11 protein-coding genes are annotated in these 17,083 nt (G+C 70.9%); 10 read left to right on the top strand and 1 reads right to left on the bottom strand.

Annotation, left to right across the window (positions count from 1 at the left end; translation table 11 throughout):
• The first annotated feature begins 331 nt into the window (after positions 1-331).
• From leuS to holA, 8 genes are all read left to right on the top strand, one after another.
• Complete coding sequence (gene leuS, locus ACGFYV_RS13805) at positions 332-3,205, top strand: leucine--tRNA ligase (protein ID WP_393878571.1); 2,874 nt, start codon at positions 332-334, stop codon at positions 3,203-3,205.
• A gap of 140 nt (positions 3,206-3,345) precedes the next feature.
• Positions 3,346-4,086 carry a hypothetical protein gene (locus ACGFYV_RS13800; RefSeq protein ID WP_393878570.1) on the top strand — a complete coding sequence of 247 codons (741 nt, stop codon included), beginning with the start codon at positions 3,346-3,348 and terminating at the stop codon, positions 4,084-4,086.
• Between the two features lie 72 nt (positions 4,087-4,158).
• On the top strand, positions 4,159-5,004 hold the full coding sequence (locus ACGFYV_RS13795) for a DegV family protein (protein WP_393878569.1): 846 nt from the start codon (positions 4,159-4,161) through the stop codon (positions 5,002-5,004).
• A gap of 208 nt (positions 5,005-5,212) precedes the next feature.
• Positions 5,213-6,340, top strand: coding sequence for a helix-hairpin-helix domain-containing protein (locus ACGFYV_RS13790; RefSeq protein ID WP_393878568.1), 1,128 nt, complete (start codon positions 5,213-5,215; stop codon positions 6,338-6,340).
• Positions 6,341-6,462: 122 nt separating this feature from the next.
• The gene (locus ACGFYV_RS13785) at positions 6,463-9,123 is read left to right on the top strand and encodes a ComEC/Rec2 family competence protein (protein ID WP_393878637.1); all 2,661 of its coding nucleotides are present in this window, start codon (positions 6,463-6,465) and stop codon (positions 9,121-9,123) included.
• Between the two features lie 307 nt (positions 9,124-9,430).
• Positions 9,431-10,312: a YceI family protein gene (locus ACGFYV_RS13780; protein WP_393878567.1), complete on the top strand. Its 882-nt coding sequence runs from the start codon at positions 9,431-9,433 to the stop codon at positions 10,310-10,312.
• Positions 10,313-10,440: 128 nt separating this feature from the next.
• Positions 10,441-10,686, top strand: a complete 246-nt coding sequence (locus ACGFYV_RS13775) for a hypothetical protein (RefSeq protein WP_393878566.1) — start codon at positions 10,441-10,443, stop codon at positions 10,684-10,686.
• 161 nt (positions 10,687-10,847) lie between these two features.
• Entirely contained in the window at positions 10,848-11,837 is a 990-nt protein-coding gene (holA, locus tag ACGFYV_RS13770; protein ID WP_393878565.1) for a DNA polymerase III subunit delta, read from the top strand.
• A 547-nt stretch (positions 11,838-12,384) separates the two neighbouring features.
• Here holA and rpsT read toward each other — a convergent pair.
• The gene (rpsT, locus tag ACGFYV_RS13765; protein ID WP_053750780.1) at positions 12,385-12,651 is read right to left on the bottom strand and encodes a 30S ribosomal protein S20; all 267 of its coding nucleotides are present in this window, start codon (positions 12,649-12,651) and stop codon (positions 12,385-12,387) included.
• Between the two features lie 226 nt (positions 12,652-12,877).
• Here rpsT and lepA point away from each other — a divergent pair, with 226 nt between their 5' ends.
• Both lepA and ACGFYV_RS13755 read left to right on the top strand, forming a co-directional pair.
• Positions 12,878-14,752 (top strand): translation elongation factor 4, encoded by a 1,875-nt coding sequence (lepA, locus tag ACGFYV_RS13760; RefSeq protein WP_393878564.1) that lies wholly within the window; start codon positions 12,878-12,880, stop codon positions 14,750-14,752.
• A gap of 284 nt (positions 14,753-15,036) precedes the next feature.
• Positions 15,037-16,911 (top strand): AMP-dependent synthetase/ligase, encoded by a 1,875-nt coding sequence (locus ACGFYV_RS13755; protein ID WP_393878563.1) that lies wholly within the window; start codon positions 15,037-15,039, stop codon positions 16,909-16,911.
• Positions 16,912-17,083 lie beyond the last annotated feature (172 nt).

The raw sequence follows: 17,083 nt of genomic DNA, 5'->3' as shown, positions 1-17,083 counted from the left end.
CGAGGTTTGAGTTATTGCGTTGTTATCAAAGGACAATGCGACCGAGTCGATGCCCTTTAGCGGGTGTTACGCGAAGTAATCCCTGACCTTCATTCAGCTCTGGTCGGGTCCGTGGCATGTCCACAAGGCATACGGAAGCGCGTCGCGGCTTGCTCAAGGGCTGCGGTACCCTAGGTGCCATGCGTGCCGTACGCCTTCTGCTTAGCGGGCCGCGCTGATCAGTACCGACCACCGGTGAAGCCGTGTGGTCGGCATCGGCGCGGCGTCCCCTCCTGTGCGAGGGGCTTTTTCATTTCCGCAGGCAGAGACGATCGATGGAGCTTTGAGGATCATGAGCGAGACGAACCCCGCTGCCACCGCCGAGGTGGTCGCGCCGCACCGCTACACGGCCGCCATGGCAGCCGACATCGAGGCACGCTGGCAGGACTTCTGGGACGCCGACGGCACGTACGCGGCGCCGAACCCCAAGGGTGACCTGGCCGGCGACGCCGCGCTGGTGGCCAAGCCCAAGAAGTTCATCATGGACATGTTCCCGTACCCCTCCGGTGCGGGTCTGCACGTCGGTCACCCCCTGGGGTACATCGCCACCGACGTCTACGCCCGGTTCCAGCGCATGACCGGCCACAACGTCCTGCACACCCTGGGCTTCGACGCCTTCGGCCTGCCCGCGGAGCAGTACGCCGTACAGACCGGCACGCACCCGCGCGTGTCGACCGAGGCCAACATCGAGAACATGAAGGCCCAGCTGCGCCGGCTGGGCCTGGGCCACGACAAGCGCCGGTCGTTCGCCACGATCGACCCGGACTACTACAAGTGGACCCAGTGGATCTTCCTGCAGATCTTCAACTCCTGGTACGACGAGGAGGCCGGGAAGGCCCGCCCGATCTCCGAGCTGATCGCCCAGTTCGAGTCCGGTGAGCGCACCGTACCGGGGCACACGCGCGCGTGGAACGAGCTGACCTCCGCCGAGCGCGCCGACGTCCTGAGCGACTTCCGCCTGGCCTACGCCTCCGACGCGCCCGTCAACTGGTGCCCCGGCCTGGGCACCGTGCTGGCCAACGAGGAGGTCACCGCGGACGGCCGCTCCGAGCGCGGCAACTTCCCCGTCTTCAAGGCCAAGCTGCGCCAGTGGAACATGCGCATCACCGCCTACGCGGACCGGCTGCTGGAGGACCTGGAGGAGCTGGACTGGCCCGAGGCCATCAAGCTGCAGCAGCGCAACTGGATCGGCCGCAGCGAGGGCGCCCGCGTCGACTTCCCGATCGACGGCGAGCACATCACGATCTTCACCACCCGCCAGGACACCCTGTTCGGCGCGACCTACATGGTGCTGGCCCCCGAGCACCCGCTGGTCGAGAAGTTCACCCCCGAGGCCTGGCCCGAGGGCACGCACGAGGTGTGGACCGGCGGCCACGCCACCCCGGCCGAGGCCGTCGCCGCCTACCGCGCGCAGGCCGCCTCCAAGTCCGACGTGGAGCGCCAGGCCGAGGCCAAGGACAAGACCGGCGTCTTCACCGGCGCGTTCGCGACCAACCCGGTCAACGGCGAGCAGATCCCCGTCTTCATCGCCGACTACGTCCTGATGGGCTACGGCACCGGCGCGATCATGGCCGTGCCGGCGCACGACACCCGTGACTTCGCCTTCGCGCGCGCCTTCGAGCTGCCGATGCGCTGCGTCGTCGAGCCGAGCGACGGCCGCTCCACCGACACCTCGACGTGGGACGACGCCTTCGCGTCGTACGACGCGAAGATCGTCAACTCCGCCGGTGACGACGTGAAGCTGGACGGCCTGGGAGTCACCGACGCCAAGGCCCGCATCACCGAGTGGCTGGCCCGCAAGGGCATCGGCGAGGGCACCGTCAACTTCCGCCTGCGCGACTGGCTGTTCAGCCGTCAGCGCTACTGGGGCGAGCCCTTCCCGATCGTCTACGACGAGGACGGCATCGCCCACGCGCTGCCCGAGTCGATGCTGCCGCTGGAGCTCCCGGAGGTCGAGGACTACAGCCCGCGCACCTTCGACCCGGACGACGCCGACACCCAGCCCGAGACGCCGCTGTCGCGCGACGAGGAATGGGTCAACGTCACCCTGGACCTGGGCGACGGGCCGAAGAAGTACCGCCGCGAGACCAACACCATGCCCAACTGGGCCGGTTCCTGCTGGTACGAGTTCCGCTACCTGGACCCGAACAACGAGCGGCAGCTGGTCGACCCCGAGATCGAGCAGTACTGGATGGGCCCGCGCGAGGGCCGGCCGCACGGCGGTGTCGACCTGTACGTCGGCGGCGCCGAGCACGCCGTGCTGCACCTGCTGTACGCGCGCTTCTGGTCCAAGGTCCTGTACGACCTGGGGTACGTCTCCTCCGCCGAGCCGTTCCACAAGCTGTTCAACCAGGGCATGATCCAGGCCTTCGTCTACCGCGACAGCCGTGGCATCGCGGTACCGGCCGCCGAGGTGGAGGAGCGCGACGGCGCCTACTACTTCGAGGGCGAGAAGGTCACCCGCCTGCTGGGCAAGATGGGCAAGTCCCTGAAGAACGCGGTGACCCCGGACGAGATCGCCGCCGAGTACGGCGCCGACACCCTGCGTCTGTACGAGATGGCCATGGGCCCGCTGGACGTCTCCCGCCCGTGGGACACGCGCGCGGTGGTCGGCCAGTTCCGGCTGCTGCAGCGGCTGTGGCGCAACATCGTCGACGAGAACACCGGCGAGGTCACCGTCACCGACGCCGAGCCCGACGAGGACACGCTGCGTGCCCTGCACAAGGCCGTCGACGGTGTCCGCCAGGACCTGGAGGGCCTGCGCTTCAACACGGCCATCGCCAAGGTCACCGAGCTGAACAACCACCTGACCAAGGCCGGTGGCGCCCTGCCGCGTTCCGTCGCCGAGCCGCTGGTGCTGATGGTCGCCCCGCTGGCCCCGCACATCGCCGAGGAGCTGTGGCGCCGGCTGGGCCGCACCGACTCGGTCGTCCACCAGGACTTCCCGGTCGCCGACCCGCAGTACGTGGTGGACGAGACCGTGACCTGCGTCGTGCAGATCAAGGGCAAGGTCAAGGCCCGCCTGGAGGTGCCGCCGACCATCTCCGAGGAGGAGCTGGAGAAGGTCGCGCTGTCCGACGAGAAGGTCGTCGCGGCGCTGGACGGCGCGGGCATCCGCAAGGTGATCGTGCGGGCGCCCAAGCTGGTCAACATCGTTCCCGCCTGATGACCGGGCACAGGCCGTGCCCGTCGTCGGGGTAGTCCCCTACGGGCAGGTTCGGGGTTTCTCCGGAACTCCGGACCTGCCTGCTGCGTTTACCGTGGAGAGCGCGGCGGCATGTGCCGTGACAGCCGAGGAGGAGCGTCATGGAAGTAGTGATCACCGTGTTCGCGCTCGTCTTCCTGCTCTTCGTCGGCCTCGGCGTCTACGCCACGGTCAAGGTCGTCGGCGCCGCCAAGCGCGGAGTGGACCGCACGATCACCCAGGCCCGCCGCACGGTCGAGGACCACACCCTGCGCGCCAAGTCCTTCGCCCAGCCCGGACCGGTAGGCGAGATCGCCCAACTCCGCCTCGCTTTGCGCACGTCGATGCGCGCCACGCAGGACGCGCTGCACGCGCGCGTGGCCGAGGACGAGTCGCTGAAGGAGTCCCTCGGCCTCTTCGAGCGGCTCAGCGCGCACGGGCTCGAACTGGACGCCGAGCTCAAGCGCATGGAGGCCGAGCCGGACCGCACCACCCTCGCCGCGCGGCTTCCCGAACTGCGTGCCCGCACCGAACGCATCACCAGGTCCGCGGACTCCCTGCGCTGGGCCGCCCGCGACCGTGCCCGCCGCTTCGCCGACGACGACCTGGACGCGCTCAGCGCGCAGATCGACGTCGAGGCGGGCGCCCTGCGCCACTGGACGGGCGCCGACACCTCGCCGGGCGCCCCGCCCTGGCCCGACGCCCCGGCAGCCGCCGGCGATCCGTCGGCCGGTCAGCAGACCTGGCCGGAAACGCCCGGGACCCGACCCGGCGAACAGCCCAGGACCCAGGCCATCACCCCGCCGCCCCGGCGCCCCGCCTATCCCTGGGAGAAGAAGCCCCGCCCCGAGAGCACCACATGATCCCGTGCCGCACGTTCCGGCAGGCAGGGGCCGGGCTGCCGTGCGGGCACTACGGCAGGTAACCTCCAGCTCATGTCCCGCCATGTCGCTATCGTCACCGATTCAACGGCCTATCTGCCGCCGCGGACGATGGAACGCCACGGCATCACAGCGGTGCCGCTGACCGTGGTCCTGGGCGGCGAGGCGCTCGAAGAGGGCACCGAGATCTCCACCCGCTCCCTGGCCCAGGCGCTGCAGAAGCGCCGCCCGGTCACCACCTCCCGGCCCAGCCCGCAGGAGTTCGCGGAGACCTACCGCACAGTCGCCGAGTCGGGGGCGAGCGGCATCGTCTCCCTGCACCTGTCCGCCGAACTGTCCGGCACGTACGACGCTGCGGTCCTGGCCGCGCGTGAGGCGCCGGTACCCGTGCGGGTCGTCGACACCGGAATGGTCGCGATGGCCCTGGGCTTCTGCGCGCTGGCCGCGGCCGAGACAGCGGAAGCTGGCGGCACGGTGGACGAAGCGGTGACGGCCGCCGAGAAGAGAGCCGCCGGCACGTCCGCCTTCTTCTACGTCGACACCCTCGACTACCTGCGCCGCGGTGGCCGGATCGGCGCCGCGCAGGCCCTGCTCGGCTCCGCGCTCGCCGTCAAACCACTGCTCCAGCTGGACGGCGGCCGCATCGAACTCCTCGAGAAGGTCCGTACGGCGTCCAGGGCGATCGCCCGTCTCGAGGAGATCGTCGCCGAGAAGGCGGGCGGCGCCGACGTCGACATCGCCGTGCACCACCTCGCCGCCCCCGAGCGCGCCTCCGCCCTCGCCGACCGCCTGGGCAAGCGTGTCCCCGGCCTGGCCGACCTGCATGTCAGCGAGGTCGGCGCGGTGATCGGGGCGCATACCGGGCCTGGACTTCTCGGCGTGGTCGTTTCGCCGCGCTGACGCGGCATTCGCCATTCGCCATTCGGCGTCTGGCGTCTGGCGTCCGGCATTCGGCTTCCGGCTCTCAACTTCCGGCTTCCGGGGGTGGGGGGTGGGGGGTGCGGGTGACTTCACTCGTTCGGGTGGCGGAGTTTTCCACAACTGCGCCGTGTTCCACGGGAATTGACCAAGATCATCGCGAAATGGCGAGATGTCCGATCCTCATCGCATGGCACTTCGATCACGTTCACGCACAGCAGCCCCGACCAGCGGTCCGGGCCGCGGCCCCGCCTCCGACGGCCGCACCCGCCACCGCCGGCCCATCGACCGCCGCCGGCCCACCGACCGCAGCCCCGTCCGCAACCGGCCACCCGCACAGGCGGGGGAACTGCGCCGCCGCGCGGAACTCATCTTCGGCGAACGGGCCGTGGTGTCGCGCGAGTTGGGCAAGGGGCCACCCGGCGGAGGGGAGATGCGGGCAAGGGCGGGTACGTCGTCCTGGACGGGGGCTGCGGTCGGGGTAGGTGTGCTGGGGCCTTCGCTGGAAGATTCGCCGGCTGCGGCGGCGAAGGCGTCGGATGTTGCCGCTCCCGAGGAGCAAGTCGCCGATCAGGCCGGTCGTCCGGAGGAAATGGAGCCGCCAGGACCGGGCTGGCGGGAGCGCGCCGGGCTTGCTCTGCGGGAGCGGGTGCCGGTGTGGGTCCAGGCGCGGTGCGGGGTGGAGCGCCGGGGAGTGATCGCGCTTGCCGTGGTGCTCGTGGCGGCCGGGGTGTTCGCGGCCCAGCACTTCTGGGCGGGACGCACCCAGACCGTGAGCGCGCCTCACGTCGTGCGCGCGGGGGCACCGTCCGCAGAGACGGTGGCCGGGGAGACGAAGCCCGGCGGCCCCGTGAGCGCTTCGAACTCTCCGGGTGGGCAGATCGTCGTGGACGTCAGCGGCAAGGTTCGCGAACCGGGGATCCGCCGTCTGCCGGCGGGTTCACGGGTGGTGGACGCGCTGAGAGCGGCGGGTGGGGTGCGGTCGGGTGTCAGTACGGACGGTCTCAACCGGGCTCGCTTCCTGGTGGACGGCGAACAGATCGTCGTCGGCGCGCCCGCGGCGGCGGCAGGCGTTCCGCCGGTACCCGGCAGCGCGGCAGGCGCCGGACCAGCGGGCGGTCCCGCGACCCCGGTCGCGCTCAACACGGCGACCTCCGACCAACTCGACGCACTGCCAGGCGTCGGCCCGGTGCTGGCCCAGCACATCATCGACTACCGCACCCGGCACGGCGGATTCCGCTCGGTGGACGAGTTGCGCCAGGTGAACGGCATCGGCGACCGCCGCTTCTCGGATCTGCGGCCCTTGGTGCGGCCATGAGCGAGCCGCAGAGCAGGGAGCGGTCGCGCAGGCGCGGGGCCCACCGGCAGCGAGCAGCGCCGGCCGTCGCCCGTGGGGAGGACACGCAGGAGGAGAGCGCGCGGGCACGGCCGGAAGCCCCGATGGACCTGCGGCTCGTGCCGCCCGCGCTCGCGGCCTGGGCGACCGCGGCGCTGGTCGTGGTCGCCCCATCGGGTCGGAGCACGGGTGTCGCGGTCGCTGCTCTGATCGCCGGGGTCGTGCTGGTGTTGCCTTGGCGGCTGGTGTGGCCGACGCGGTTGGGGTCGACACCGCTGCGGTCGACGCCGTTGGGGCAGTCGGCACAGTCGGGGCGGCCCGCGTCGCCTTCGCCGTCCACGTGGGCCCGTGCTCTGATCGCCGCCGTGCTGCTCTGTGTGGCCGCGGCTGCCGTCTCGGCCGGGCTGCACGGGGCGGATGTACGGCGTGGGCCGGTGCCGGAGCTGGCCCGGCGGTTCGCGAGCGTGACGGCTGAGGTGGAGCTGAGTGGCGACCCATGGATGAGCAGACCGCGAGTGCGGGGTGATCACGCGGCGCCGGTGGCGGTGCTGGTGCGGGCCGAGGTGCGCCAGGTCGAAGACGCTTCCGGGCCAAGGCCGGGAGTAGGGACAGGAACAGGGACCGGAACCGGAGCAGGAACAGGGACCGGAACAGGAACAGGCCTGCGGACGCGGAGTCCGGTGCTGTTGGTCGTCGACGCGGATGTTCCGGCGCCGGAAGGGGGTAGGGGTGCCGGGCCGCGGCTCGGGAGTGAAGGCTCGGCTGGGCCGCCCGGCCGCGGTACTGGCGAAGCGCGGGCGGGGCGGTCGGCCTGGCTCGGGCTGTTGCCTTCCACACGGTTGCGTGTCGGCGGGCAACTGGCGCCGGCCATGGCGGGCGGCGACAGGACCGCCGCCGTGCTGCGGGTGCGGGGGACGCCGAGTCCTGAGGTCGTGGCGGGGCCGAGCGGTTCCCAGCGTCTGGCGGGCCGGCTCCGGGCCGGGCTGCGTGAGGCGACCGAGGGGCTCCCGGCGGATGCGCGGGCGCTGCTTCCCGGGCTGGTCGTCGGCGACACCTCACGGATCACACCCGAACTGGACGACGCCTTCAAGGAGACGGACCTGGCCCACACCCTGGCCGTCTCCGGTAGCAACCTCACGATCCTGCTCGCCCTGCTCATCGGGCCACCCGGCCTGGCCCAGCAGGTCGAGCGTCGCGGAATCGCCCCGCGCCTCGGGCTCTCGCTGCGGGCCACCGCCCTGCTCGCGGGAGCGCTGACGCTGGGCTTCGTGATCGTGTGCCGGCCCGACCCGAGCGTGCTGCGGGCCGCGGCCTGCGGCTCGGTCGCCCTGCTGGCCCTGGCCACCGGGCGCCGCAGATCCCTGCTTCCCGCGCTGGCGACGGCCGTCCTCCTGCTCGTGTTGTACGACCCGTGGCTGGCCCGGAGCTACGGCTTCCTGCTCTCGGTGCTGGCCACCGGTGCGCTGCTCGTGCTGGCGCCCCGCTGGAGCGAGGGGCTGCGGCGGCGCAGGGTGCCCGCGCGGCTCGCGGAGGCGCTGGCAGCGGGCGCTGCCGCACAGGCCGTCTGCGCGCCGGTCGTGGTGGTGCTGTCGGCCCACGTGAGCCTGGTGGCGGTGCCCTGCAACCTGCTGGCCGAGCCGGCGGTGGCGCCGGCCACGGTACTGGGATTCGCGGCGCTCGCTGCGGCACCGTTGGCGATGCCCGGGGCCAAGGTGCTGGCCTGGTGCGCAGGTTGGCCGGCCGGATGGATCGCCGGGGTGGCCAGGACAGGGGCGGCGCTGCCAGGAGGGGGAGTGGACTGGCCCGGCAGTTGGGCGGGGGCGTCGCTGCTCGCCGCGGTCACCGTGGTCGTCGTCCTCGCGGGGCGACGGCTGTTGCGGCACTCCTGGTGGTGCGGTGCGCTCTGCGTGCTGCTGGTGCTGGTGGTGGTGCGGCCGGCCCCGTTGGCCCGGGTGGTCACGGGGTGGCCGCCGCCGGGCTGGCGGTTCGCGATGTGCGATGTCGGGCAGGGCGATGCCACCGTACTGGCGGCCGGAGAGGGGACGGGGGTGGTCGTGGACGCCGGCCCCGATCCGGAACTGGTCGACCACTGCCTGCGGGAGCTGGGCATCACGCGCATCCCGCTCGTCGTCCTGACCCACTTTCACGCCGACCACGTCGCGGGCCTGCCCGGAGTGCTGCGGGGGCGCTCGGTCGCCGCGATCGAGACCACCGGCTTCGAGGAGCCCGCGGACCAGGCCGAGTTCGTGAGGAGGGAGGCGGCCGAGCAGCACATCCCGCTCACCCGGGCCGTGGCGGGGGAGGAAGGGAGCACCGGGTCACTGGCGTGGCGGGTACTGTGGCCCTTGGAGGATCGGGCACAGGCCCCGGCGCCGGAGCCCGACGACCCGAACGACGCCAGTGTCGCGCTGCTCGTCCGCACTGGTGGACTGCGACTGCTGCTGCTCGGGGACCTCGAACCCCCGGCCCAGCAGGAGTTGTTGCGCTCACCGATGGCGGCCGAGCTGGCAGGGGTGGACGTGCTCAAGGTCGCCCATCATGGTTCCGTGTACCAGGACCCGGGACTGATACGGCTGGCGGCCCCGCGCATCGCCCTCATCTCGTGCGGTGCCGACAACCCTTATGGCCATCCGGCTCCGGCGACCGTGGCGGCGCTGCGGGCGGGCGGAGCGGTGGTGCTGCGTACGGACCGGGACGGGGCGCTCGCGGTCGGCGGGAGCGGAGGGGAGGAAGAGGCGATGCGCGTGGTCAGACAGGGCACGTGAACTCCGGCGAACCCAGCCGGTGCCAACTCCCGCGAACTCAGCCGGTGTCAACTCTTGCGGACCCAAGGTGCGTCCCAGGAATGGGCGGCCGGATGGGTCGGGAGCCGGGCCGGGCGGCGCGCCATGACCGCACACACTGCGAGAACGACGCCGGGCACGCAGAGCCGACGTCGGAGTGGATCATTCAACTCAGTTCAGGCGCAAGCGCTTGATTCCCATGATGTGGGCCCGTGTTGCTCGAAAGCCGCATCAGTGATCGAATGAATCTTCGGCAAAGGCGATATTGAGGCGTACAGGAGAGGCGTACATGTTCGGCCGCTGGTTGGGAAACCGAACGAACCGGGACATCCGGACGAGTCCCCTGGCGGCGATACAGACGCCACCCGACGCCGGAGTGCTGAGCTGCCGGGTGCTCGACCCGGTCAACCAGCCCGTGAGTCACGCGGAGTTCACGGTCAGCGACGTCAAGGGCCGCAAGGTGGTCTGCGGCGGCTCGGATCCGTACGGGACGTTCATGGCGACGGTGCCGGCGGGGGAGTACCGGCTCGCGGTGTCGGCCGAGGGGTTCACGCCCTACCGGGCGACCGCGCAGGTCGGGGAGAACTCCCTCGCCTCGCTGGGTGATGTGACCCTGCAGCTCGCGCACCCGCCGGAGCCACCGGCTCAGGGCGACTGGGAGATCGAGCCGACGCATTCCTCGATCGCCTTCACCGCGCGGCACATCGGACTGGCCCGGATCCACGGGCGGTTCAACTCCTTCGCGGGGGTGGTCCGCATCGCCGACCGGATGGAGCACTCGGCGATGCATGTGGTGATCGACGCGTCGACCATCGACACGGGCGTCCGGATGCGCGACGACCACCTGCGCTCGGCGGACTTCCTGGACGTGCAGAACTATCCGACGCTGGAGTTCTACAGCGAGCGGTTCGTGCACAAGGGCGGCACCAGGTGGGCGGTCACCGGTGCGCTGTCGCTGCACGGTGTGACCCGCACGATCACGCTCGACACCGAGTACCTCGGGATCGGCAACGGCATGGAGGGCGAGGTCCGGGCGGCCTGCCGGGCCACCACCGAACTCCACCGCGACGACTACACGGTCAGCTGGCAGACCATGCTGGCGCGGGGTATCGCGGTGGTCGGACCGAGCATCCGTGTGGATCTCGACGTGCAGATCGTTCCCAAGGGCTGAGCTGACGCCACTGAGCTGACGCCAAGGGCTGAGCCGGCGTCCACGGTCGACCTGGCGCCAAGAGCTGACCTGGCGCCAAGGGCCGACCTGCCGCTTCGGCTCCCGTGGGGTGCCGCGAGAATGGCCCGGTGAGCGAAGTGAGACACGTGCTGGTGCTGCCCGACCGCGATGCCGCCGAGGAGGCGGCCGAGGCGCTCGGTGAGCGGTTCGGCATCGACGAGGAACCCCAGCTCGTCCGGGACGCCCTCGCCGGCGAGGACGACGCGGAGGACGCCCAGTGGCTGATCGTCCTGCACGACGTGGGCGGGCGGCTGGACCCCGCCGAGCTGGACGCCTTCGCGGGCGAGTGGGACGGCTGGCGCGAGGAGCCGTGACCGCAGGAGCCCAACCCCTGACCACGGAGTCCTGGCCACGGAGTCCTGACCTCGGGCGCGCGCGGAGCCGTGCGCCCCTGAGACGGGGTCAGGGGTCGGTCGGGGGCAGGTCAGGGTGCGCGGGCGCTTCGATGTCAGTGCCGCGTGGGATGCTTTCAGTGATGGCCAGGAAGACTGCGAATGACGACCCTCTCGCCCCGGTGACGCTTGCCGTGGGCCAGGAGGACCTCCTGCTCGACCGTGCCGTGCAGGAGGTGGTGGCCGCCGCCAGGGCCGCCGACGCCGACACGGACGTACGAGACCTCACCCCGGACCAGCTGCAGCCCGGCACACTCGCCGAGCTGACCAGTCCGTCGCTCTTCGCCGAGCGCAAGGTCGTGGTCGTACGCAACGCGCAGGACCTGTCGGCCGACACGATCAAGGACGTCAAGGCGTACCTCGGGTCGCCCGCGGAGGAGATCACGCTCGTGCTGCTGCACGCGGGCGGTGCGAAGGGCAAGGGGCTGCTGGACGCCGCGCGCAAGGCGGGCGCGCGGGAGGTGGCCTGTCCGAAGATGACCAAGCCGGCGGACCGGCTGGCGTTCGTGAGAGGGGAGTTCCGGGGGCTCGGTCGGTCGGCCACGCCCGAGGCGTGCCAGGCGCTGTGCGACGCGATCGGCAGCGACCTGCGAGAGCTGGCCTCGGCGGTCTCGCAGTTGGTCGCCGACGTGGAGGGGACGATCGACGAGGCGGTCGTCGGGCGGTACTACACCGGCCGGGCCGAGGCCTCCAGCTTCACGGTCGCCGACCGGGCCGTGGAGGGACGTACGGCGGAGGCGCTGGAGGCGCTCCGGTGGTCGCTGGCGACGGGCGTGGCGCCGGTGATGATCACCAGCGCGCTGGCCCAGGGCGTGCGGGCGATCGGGAAGCTGTCGTCCGCCCGGGGCGGCAGGCCGGCCGATCTGGCGCGGGAGCTGGGGATGCCGCCGTGGAAGATCGACCGGGTGCGGCAGCAGATGCGGGGGTGGACGCCCGACGGGGTGGCCGTGGCGCTCAGAGCTGTCGCCGAGGCCGACGCGGGGGTGAAGGGCGGAGGCGATGATCCCGAGTACGCGCTGGAGAAGGCCGTCGTGGTGATCGCCCACGCCGCCCGGTCCCGCGGCCGCGGCTAACCGCACCGCACCACGGCCGGGGCCCCGACCCGAGGCCTCACCTGAAGTTCCGCGCCGCCACCGGGCCGTGGCCGAGGACACTGCCCACCCCACCACCCACCACCCAACTACCCCCACCCCGCTACCCGCCCGCTGTCCGCCCCGCGCACACACCGGCCCTGGTCATCGCCGCGCCTGGAGCCGTTCCCCAGCATGACGAAGGCCCCGACGCCACCGCCCCCGCCGGCCGAGGCGGAGGACGCCGCCCACCCCACCACCCGCCAACCGCTACCCACCACCCAGCTACCCCCACCCCACCCCGCACCCGCCCGGCTGCCCCCGCACACCCACCGCCCCCAGTCATCACCGCCCCCGGACCCGTTCCCCGGCATGACGAAGGCCCCGGTGCCCACCCTGGGGAAGGGGAGTGCCGGGGCCTTCGGTCAAAGATGCTGAGCCCGTACCCGCGTGGCGAACGCAGGCCGCGTACAGGCTCGGGGTGCCGGGCGGGAGCGGATGAGAGAGGGCCCGCTCTGGGTCCTTCCGGCGGTCAGATCAGAAGGGAGTTTCAGCCCTTGAGGGTCGCGACCTTGGAAGCAAGCGCCGACTTCTTGTTGGCGGCCTGGTTCTTGTGGATGACGCCCTTCGAGACGGCCTTGTCGAGCTGACGCGCGGCAGCGCGCTGGTACTCGGTGGCCTTCTCGACGTCACCCGCGGCAGCGGCCTCACGGGCCTTGCGGATCGCGGTCTTCAGGGAGGACTTGACGGCCTTGTTGCGCAGCCGGGCCTTCTCGTTGGTCTTGATCCGCTTGATCTGGGACTTGATGTTCGCCACGAAGGAGCCTTTTCAGGTTCTGGTGCGGGGCCGCTCGGGTCCCGTACCGGTGATCCAAAATTTCTCGGACGTGCCTCGCGCTGAGAGGGCATGAGGCACAGCCATCCACAGTACCAGTGGCCATGCGGGCGGCCCAAAACGGTCGCCGGTCCCGCCGCGTGGGACCATGGAGACTACGTAACGATCCGACCCGAGGCATAAGGCGCCTCAAGAGACAGGACCCTGCGTGCCCGCGACCCCTAACAATGTGCCCGAGCCGAGCCGTACCGACCCGGCTCTGATCCGCAATTTCTGCATCATCGCGCACATCGACCACGGCAAGTCCACGCTCGCCGACCGGATGCTCCAGCTGACCGGTGTGGTCGAGCAGCGGCAGATGCGTGCTCAGTACCTCGACCGGATGGACATCGAGCGCGAGCGCGGCATCACGATCAAGTCCCAGGCGGTGCGTCTGCCCTGGGCCCCGACCGAGGGCCCCGACGAGGGCACGGCGCACATCCTCAACATGATCGACACCCCGGGGCACGTCGACTTCACCTACGAGGTCTCGCGGTCGCTGGCCGCCTGTGAGGGGACCGTCCTCCTCGTCGACGCCGCCCAGGGCATCGAGGCGCAGACCCTCGCCAACCTGTACCTGGCGATGGAGAACGACCTCACGATCATCCCGGTGCTGAACAAGATCGACCTTCCCGCGGCCCAGCCCGAGAAGTTCGCCGAGGAGCTGGCGAACCTCGTCGGCTGCGACCCGTCCGACGTGCTCAAGGTCTCCGCCAAGACCGGCCTCGGGGTCGACGCGCTGCTGAACAAGGTCGTCAAGGAGATCCCGGCGCCGGTCGGTGTCGCCGATGCCCCCGCCCGCGCGATGATCTTCGACTCGGTCTACGACTCCTACCGCGGTGTCGTGACGTACGTCCGTGTCATCGACGGCCAGCTCAACAAGCGCGAGCGCATCAGGATGATGTCGACCGGCGCGACCCACGAGCTGCTGGAGATCGGTGTCAGCTCGCCCGAGATGCTGCCGGCCGACGGCCTCGGCGTCGGCGAGGTGGGCTACCTCATCACCGGTGTGAAGGACGTCCGCCAGTCCAAGGTCGGTGACACCGTCACCAGCCAGCACAAGGGCGCCACGGAGGCCCTCGGCGGGTACAAGGACCCGAAGCCGATGGTCTTCTCGGGTCTGTACCCCCTCGACGGCTCGGACTACCCCGAGCTGCGCGAGGCCCTCGACAAGCTGCAGCTCAACGACGCCGCGCTGGTCTACGAGCCGGAGACCTCCGCCGCCCTCGGCTTCGGCTTCCGCGTCGGCTTCCTCGGCCTGCTGCACCTGGACGTGATCCGGGAGCGGCTGGAGCGCGAGTTCGGCCTCGACCTGATCGCCACCGCCCCCAACGTGGTCTACCGCGTGGTCATGGAGGACGGCAGCGAGCACGTCGTCACCAACCCGAGCGAGTTCCCCGAGGGGAAGATCAGCGAGGTGTACGAGCCGGTCGTGCGCGCCACCATCCTGGCGCCCACCGAGTTCATCGGTTCGATCATGGAGCTGTGCCAGACCCGGCGCGGCACCCTGCTCGGCATGGACTACCTCTCCGAGGACCGCGTGGAGATCCGCTACACGCTGCCGCTCGCGGAGATCGTCTTCGACTTCTTCGACCAGCTGAAGTCCAAGACCCGCGGCTACGCGTCCCTGGACTACGAGCCCACGGGCGAGCAGACCAGCTCCCTGGTCAAGGTCGACATCCTGCTGCACGGCGACAAGGTGGACGCCTTCTCGGCGATCACCCACAAGGACGCCGCGTACGCGTACGGGGTACGGCTCGTCGCCAAGCTGCGCGAACTCATCCCGCGGCAGGCCTTCGAGGTGCCGATCCAGGCTGCCATCGGCTCCCGGGTCATCGCCCGCGAGACCATCCGCGCCATCCGCAAGGACGTCCTCGCCAAGTGCTACGGCGGTGACATCTCCCGTAAGCGGAAGCTGCTGGAGAAGCAGAAGGAGGGCAAGAAGCGGATGAAGATGGTGGGTTCCGTGGAGGTTCCCCAGGAGGCCTTCATCGCCGTCCTCTCCAGCGATGACAGCGCGGGGTCGGGCAAGGGCAAGAAGTAACCGCAGGTAACTTCGGCTCGCGCCGTAACCCGGGCACACGGGGGCTCGTCGTACGAAAGTGCGGCGGGCCCCTGTGCGTGCTTAGCGTTGCTCCCGGTGGAAAGTGACAGGCCGAAGCCTCTTACGCGGCGGCCGGTCGCCCCTTACTCTGATCCCTGCTCGATAGTTACTCGCGAGTTAAACAAGCCCGAACCGCACCGTGAGTTAACCCAGCCGCACCGTCAGCCGCACTGTTGCCAGCCGCACTGTTGCCAACCGCACCATCGCGGGCCCCGGAGGATGTCGTGAGCGACACACAGACCCTGATCGAGAACCGTCCGCCGTCTCTGGCGGCCCTCTTCCTGGAGCGCGTGGCGGCGACACCGGATGCCGAGGCCTACCGCTACCCGGTGGCGCCGGCCTCGGGTCAGGGCCCCGACGAATGGAAGTCGCTGAGCTGGGCCGAGGCGGCGCGGCGGGTGTACGCGATCGCGGCCGGCCTGATCGAGCTGGGCATCGAGCCCGAGCAGCGGGTGGCACTCGCCTCCTCCACCCGGGTCGAGTGGATCCTCGCCGACCTCGGCATCATGTGCGCGGGTGGCGCCACCACGACGATCTACCCGCAGACCAACGCGGACGAGTCGGCGTTCATCCTCTCCGACTCGGAGAGTCGGGTGCTGATCGCCGAGGACGCCGCCCAGGCCGCCAAGGCCGTCGAGAAGCGCGCCGAGCTGCCCGCGCTGACCAAGGTCGTCGTCATCGACCCGGCCGGCGTCGAGACCGACGACTTCGTCACCACCCTCGCCGAGGTGGAGGAGCGCGGCGCCGCCTACCTGGAGAAGCACCCCCAGCTGATCGAGGAGCGGGTCGCCGCGCTCACCAGCGACCAGCTCGCCACCCTCATCTACACCTCCGGCACCACCGGTCGCCCCAAGGGCGTGCGCCTGCCGCACGACAACTGGGCGTACATGGCGAAGGCCATCGCCGCGACCGGCCTCGTCACCGGCGACGACGTGCAGTACCTGTGGCTGCCGCTCGCGCACGTCTTCGGCAAGGTCCTCACCTCCGGGCAGATCGAGGTCGGGCACGTGACCGCCGTCGACGGCCGCGTCGACAAGATCATCGAGAACCTTCCGGTGGTGCAGCCGACCTACATGGCGGCCGTGCCGCGCATCTTCGAGAAGGTCTACAACGGCGTCGCGGCCAAGGCCCGTGAGGGCGCCGCGGCCAAGTACAAGATCTTCCAGTGGGCCGCGGAGGTCGCCCGCGAGTACGCCAAGGCCAGCCAGGACAACTTCCGCCGCACCGGCACCGCCTCCGTGCCCTTCGGCCTGGCCGCCAAGCACAAGGTCGCCGACGCCCTCGTCTACGCCAAGCTCCGTGAGGCCTTCGGCGGCCGGCTGCGCGCCTGTGTCTCCGGCTCCGCGGCGCTCGCCCCCGACATCGGCTTCTTCTTCGCCGGCGCCGGCGTGCACATCCTGGAGGGCTACGGCCTCACCGAGTCCTCCGCGGCCTCCTTCGTGAACCCCGGCGAGGCCTACCGCACCGGCACGGTCGGCAAGCCGCTGCCCGGCTGCGAGGTGCGCATCGCCGAGGACGGCGAGATCCTGCTGCGCGGCCCCGGCATCATGCAGGGCTACCACCGGCAGCCGGAGAAGACCGCGGAGGTGCTGGAGCCCGACGGCTGGTTCCACACCGGTGACATCGGCGAGCTGTCTCCCGACGGGTACCTGCGCATCACCGACCGCAAGAAGGACCTCATCAAGACGTCCGGTGGCAAGTACATCGCGCCGGCCGAGGTCGAGGGCCAGTTCAAGGCGGTCTGCCCGTACGTCTCCAACATCCTGGTGCACGGCGCGGACCGGAACTACTGCACCGCGCTCATCGCCCTGGACGAGGTCTCCATCCTCCAGTGGGCCAAGGAGAACGGCCTCGGCGGCAAGTCCTACGCCGAGGTGGTGGCCGCGCCGCGGACGGTCGAGCTCATCGACGGGTACGTCAAGGAGCTCAACGAGGGGCTGCAGCGCTGGCAGACCATCAAGAAGTTCCGCCTGCTGCCGCGGGACCTCGACGTGGAGCACGGTGAGATCACGCCGAGCCTCAAGCTGAAGCGGCCGGTGGTGGAGCGGGAGTACAAGCAGCTCATCGAGGAGATGTACGCGGGGGCTCGGGAGGCGTAGCGGGGCGCTCCGCGGGGCGCTCCGCGGGGCGCGCGGTGTGGAGACGGGGGCTGCGGGCGGTTTGTCGGCTGCGGGCCGTCCGTGGCCGATCGCGCAGTTCCCCGTGCCCCTTGGGGGTTGCCGCTCGGCCTCGTGGGTGGCGCATGGTCTCGCGCTCCCGGGGGGCCTACGT

Origin of the sequence: Streptomyces sp. NPDC048297 (assembly GCF_043201585.1) — a bacterium.
Classification (GTDB): Bacteria; Actinomycetota; Actinomycetes; order Streptomycetales; family Streptomycetaceae; genus Streptomyces.
The sequence above is the reverse complement of the archived record's forward strand: the minus strand, read 5'-3'. Positions and strand labels throughout refer to the sequence as shown.

Coding starts and splice junctions, on each gene's coding strand:
- leuS (WP_393878571.1), top strand. CDS start 332: ATGAGCGAGACGAACCCCGCTGCCACCGCCGAGGTGGTCGCGCCGCAC.
- holA (WP_393878565.1), top strand. CDS start 10,848: ATGGCCAGGAAGACTGCGAATGACGACCCTCTCGCCCCGGTGACGCTT.
- ACGFYV_RS13800 (WP_393878570.1), top strand. CDS start 3,346: ATGGAAGTAGTGATCACCGTGTTCGCGCTCGTCTTCCTGCTCTTCGTC.
- ACGFYV_RS13785 (WP_393878637.1), top strand. CDS start 6,463: ATGGACCTGCGGCTCGTGCCGCCCGCGCTCGCGGCCTGGGCGACCGCG.
- ACGFYV_RS13790 (WP_393878568.1), top strand. CDS start 5,213: ATGGCACTTCGATCACGTTCACGCACAGCAGCCCCGACCAGCGGTCCG.
- ACGFYV_RS13795 (WP_393878569.1), top strand. CDS start 4,159: ATGTCCCGCCATGTCGCTATCGTCACCGATTCAACGGCCTATCTGCCG.
- ACGFYV_RS13780 (WP_393878567.1), top strand. CDS start 9,431: ATGTTCGGCCGCTGGTTGGGAAACCGAACGAACCGGGACATCCGGACG.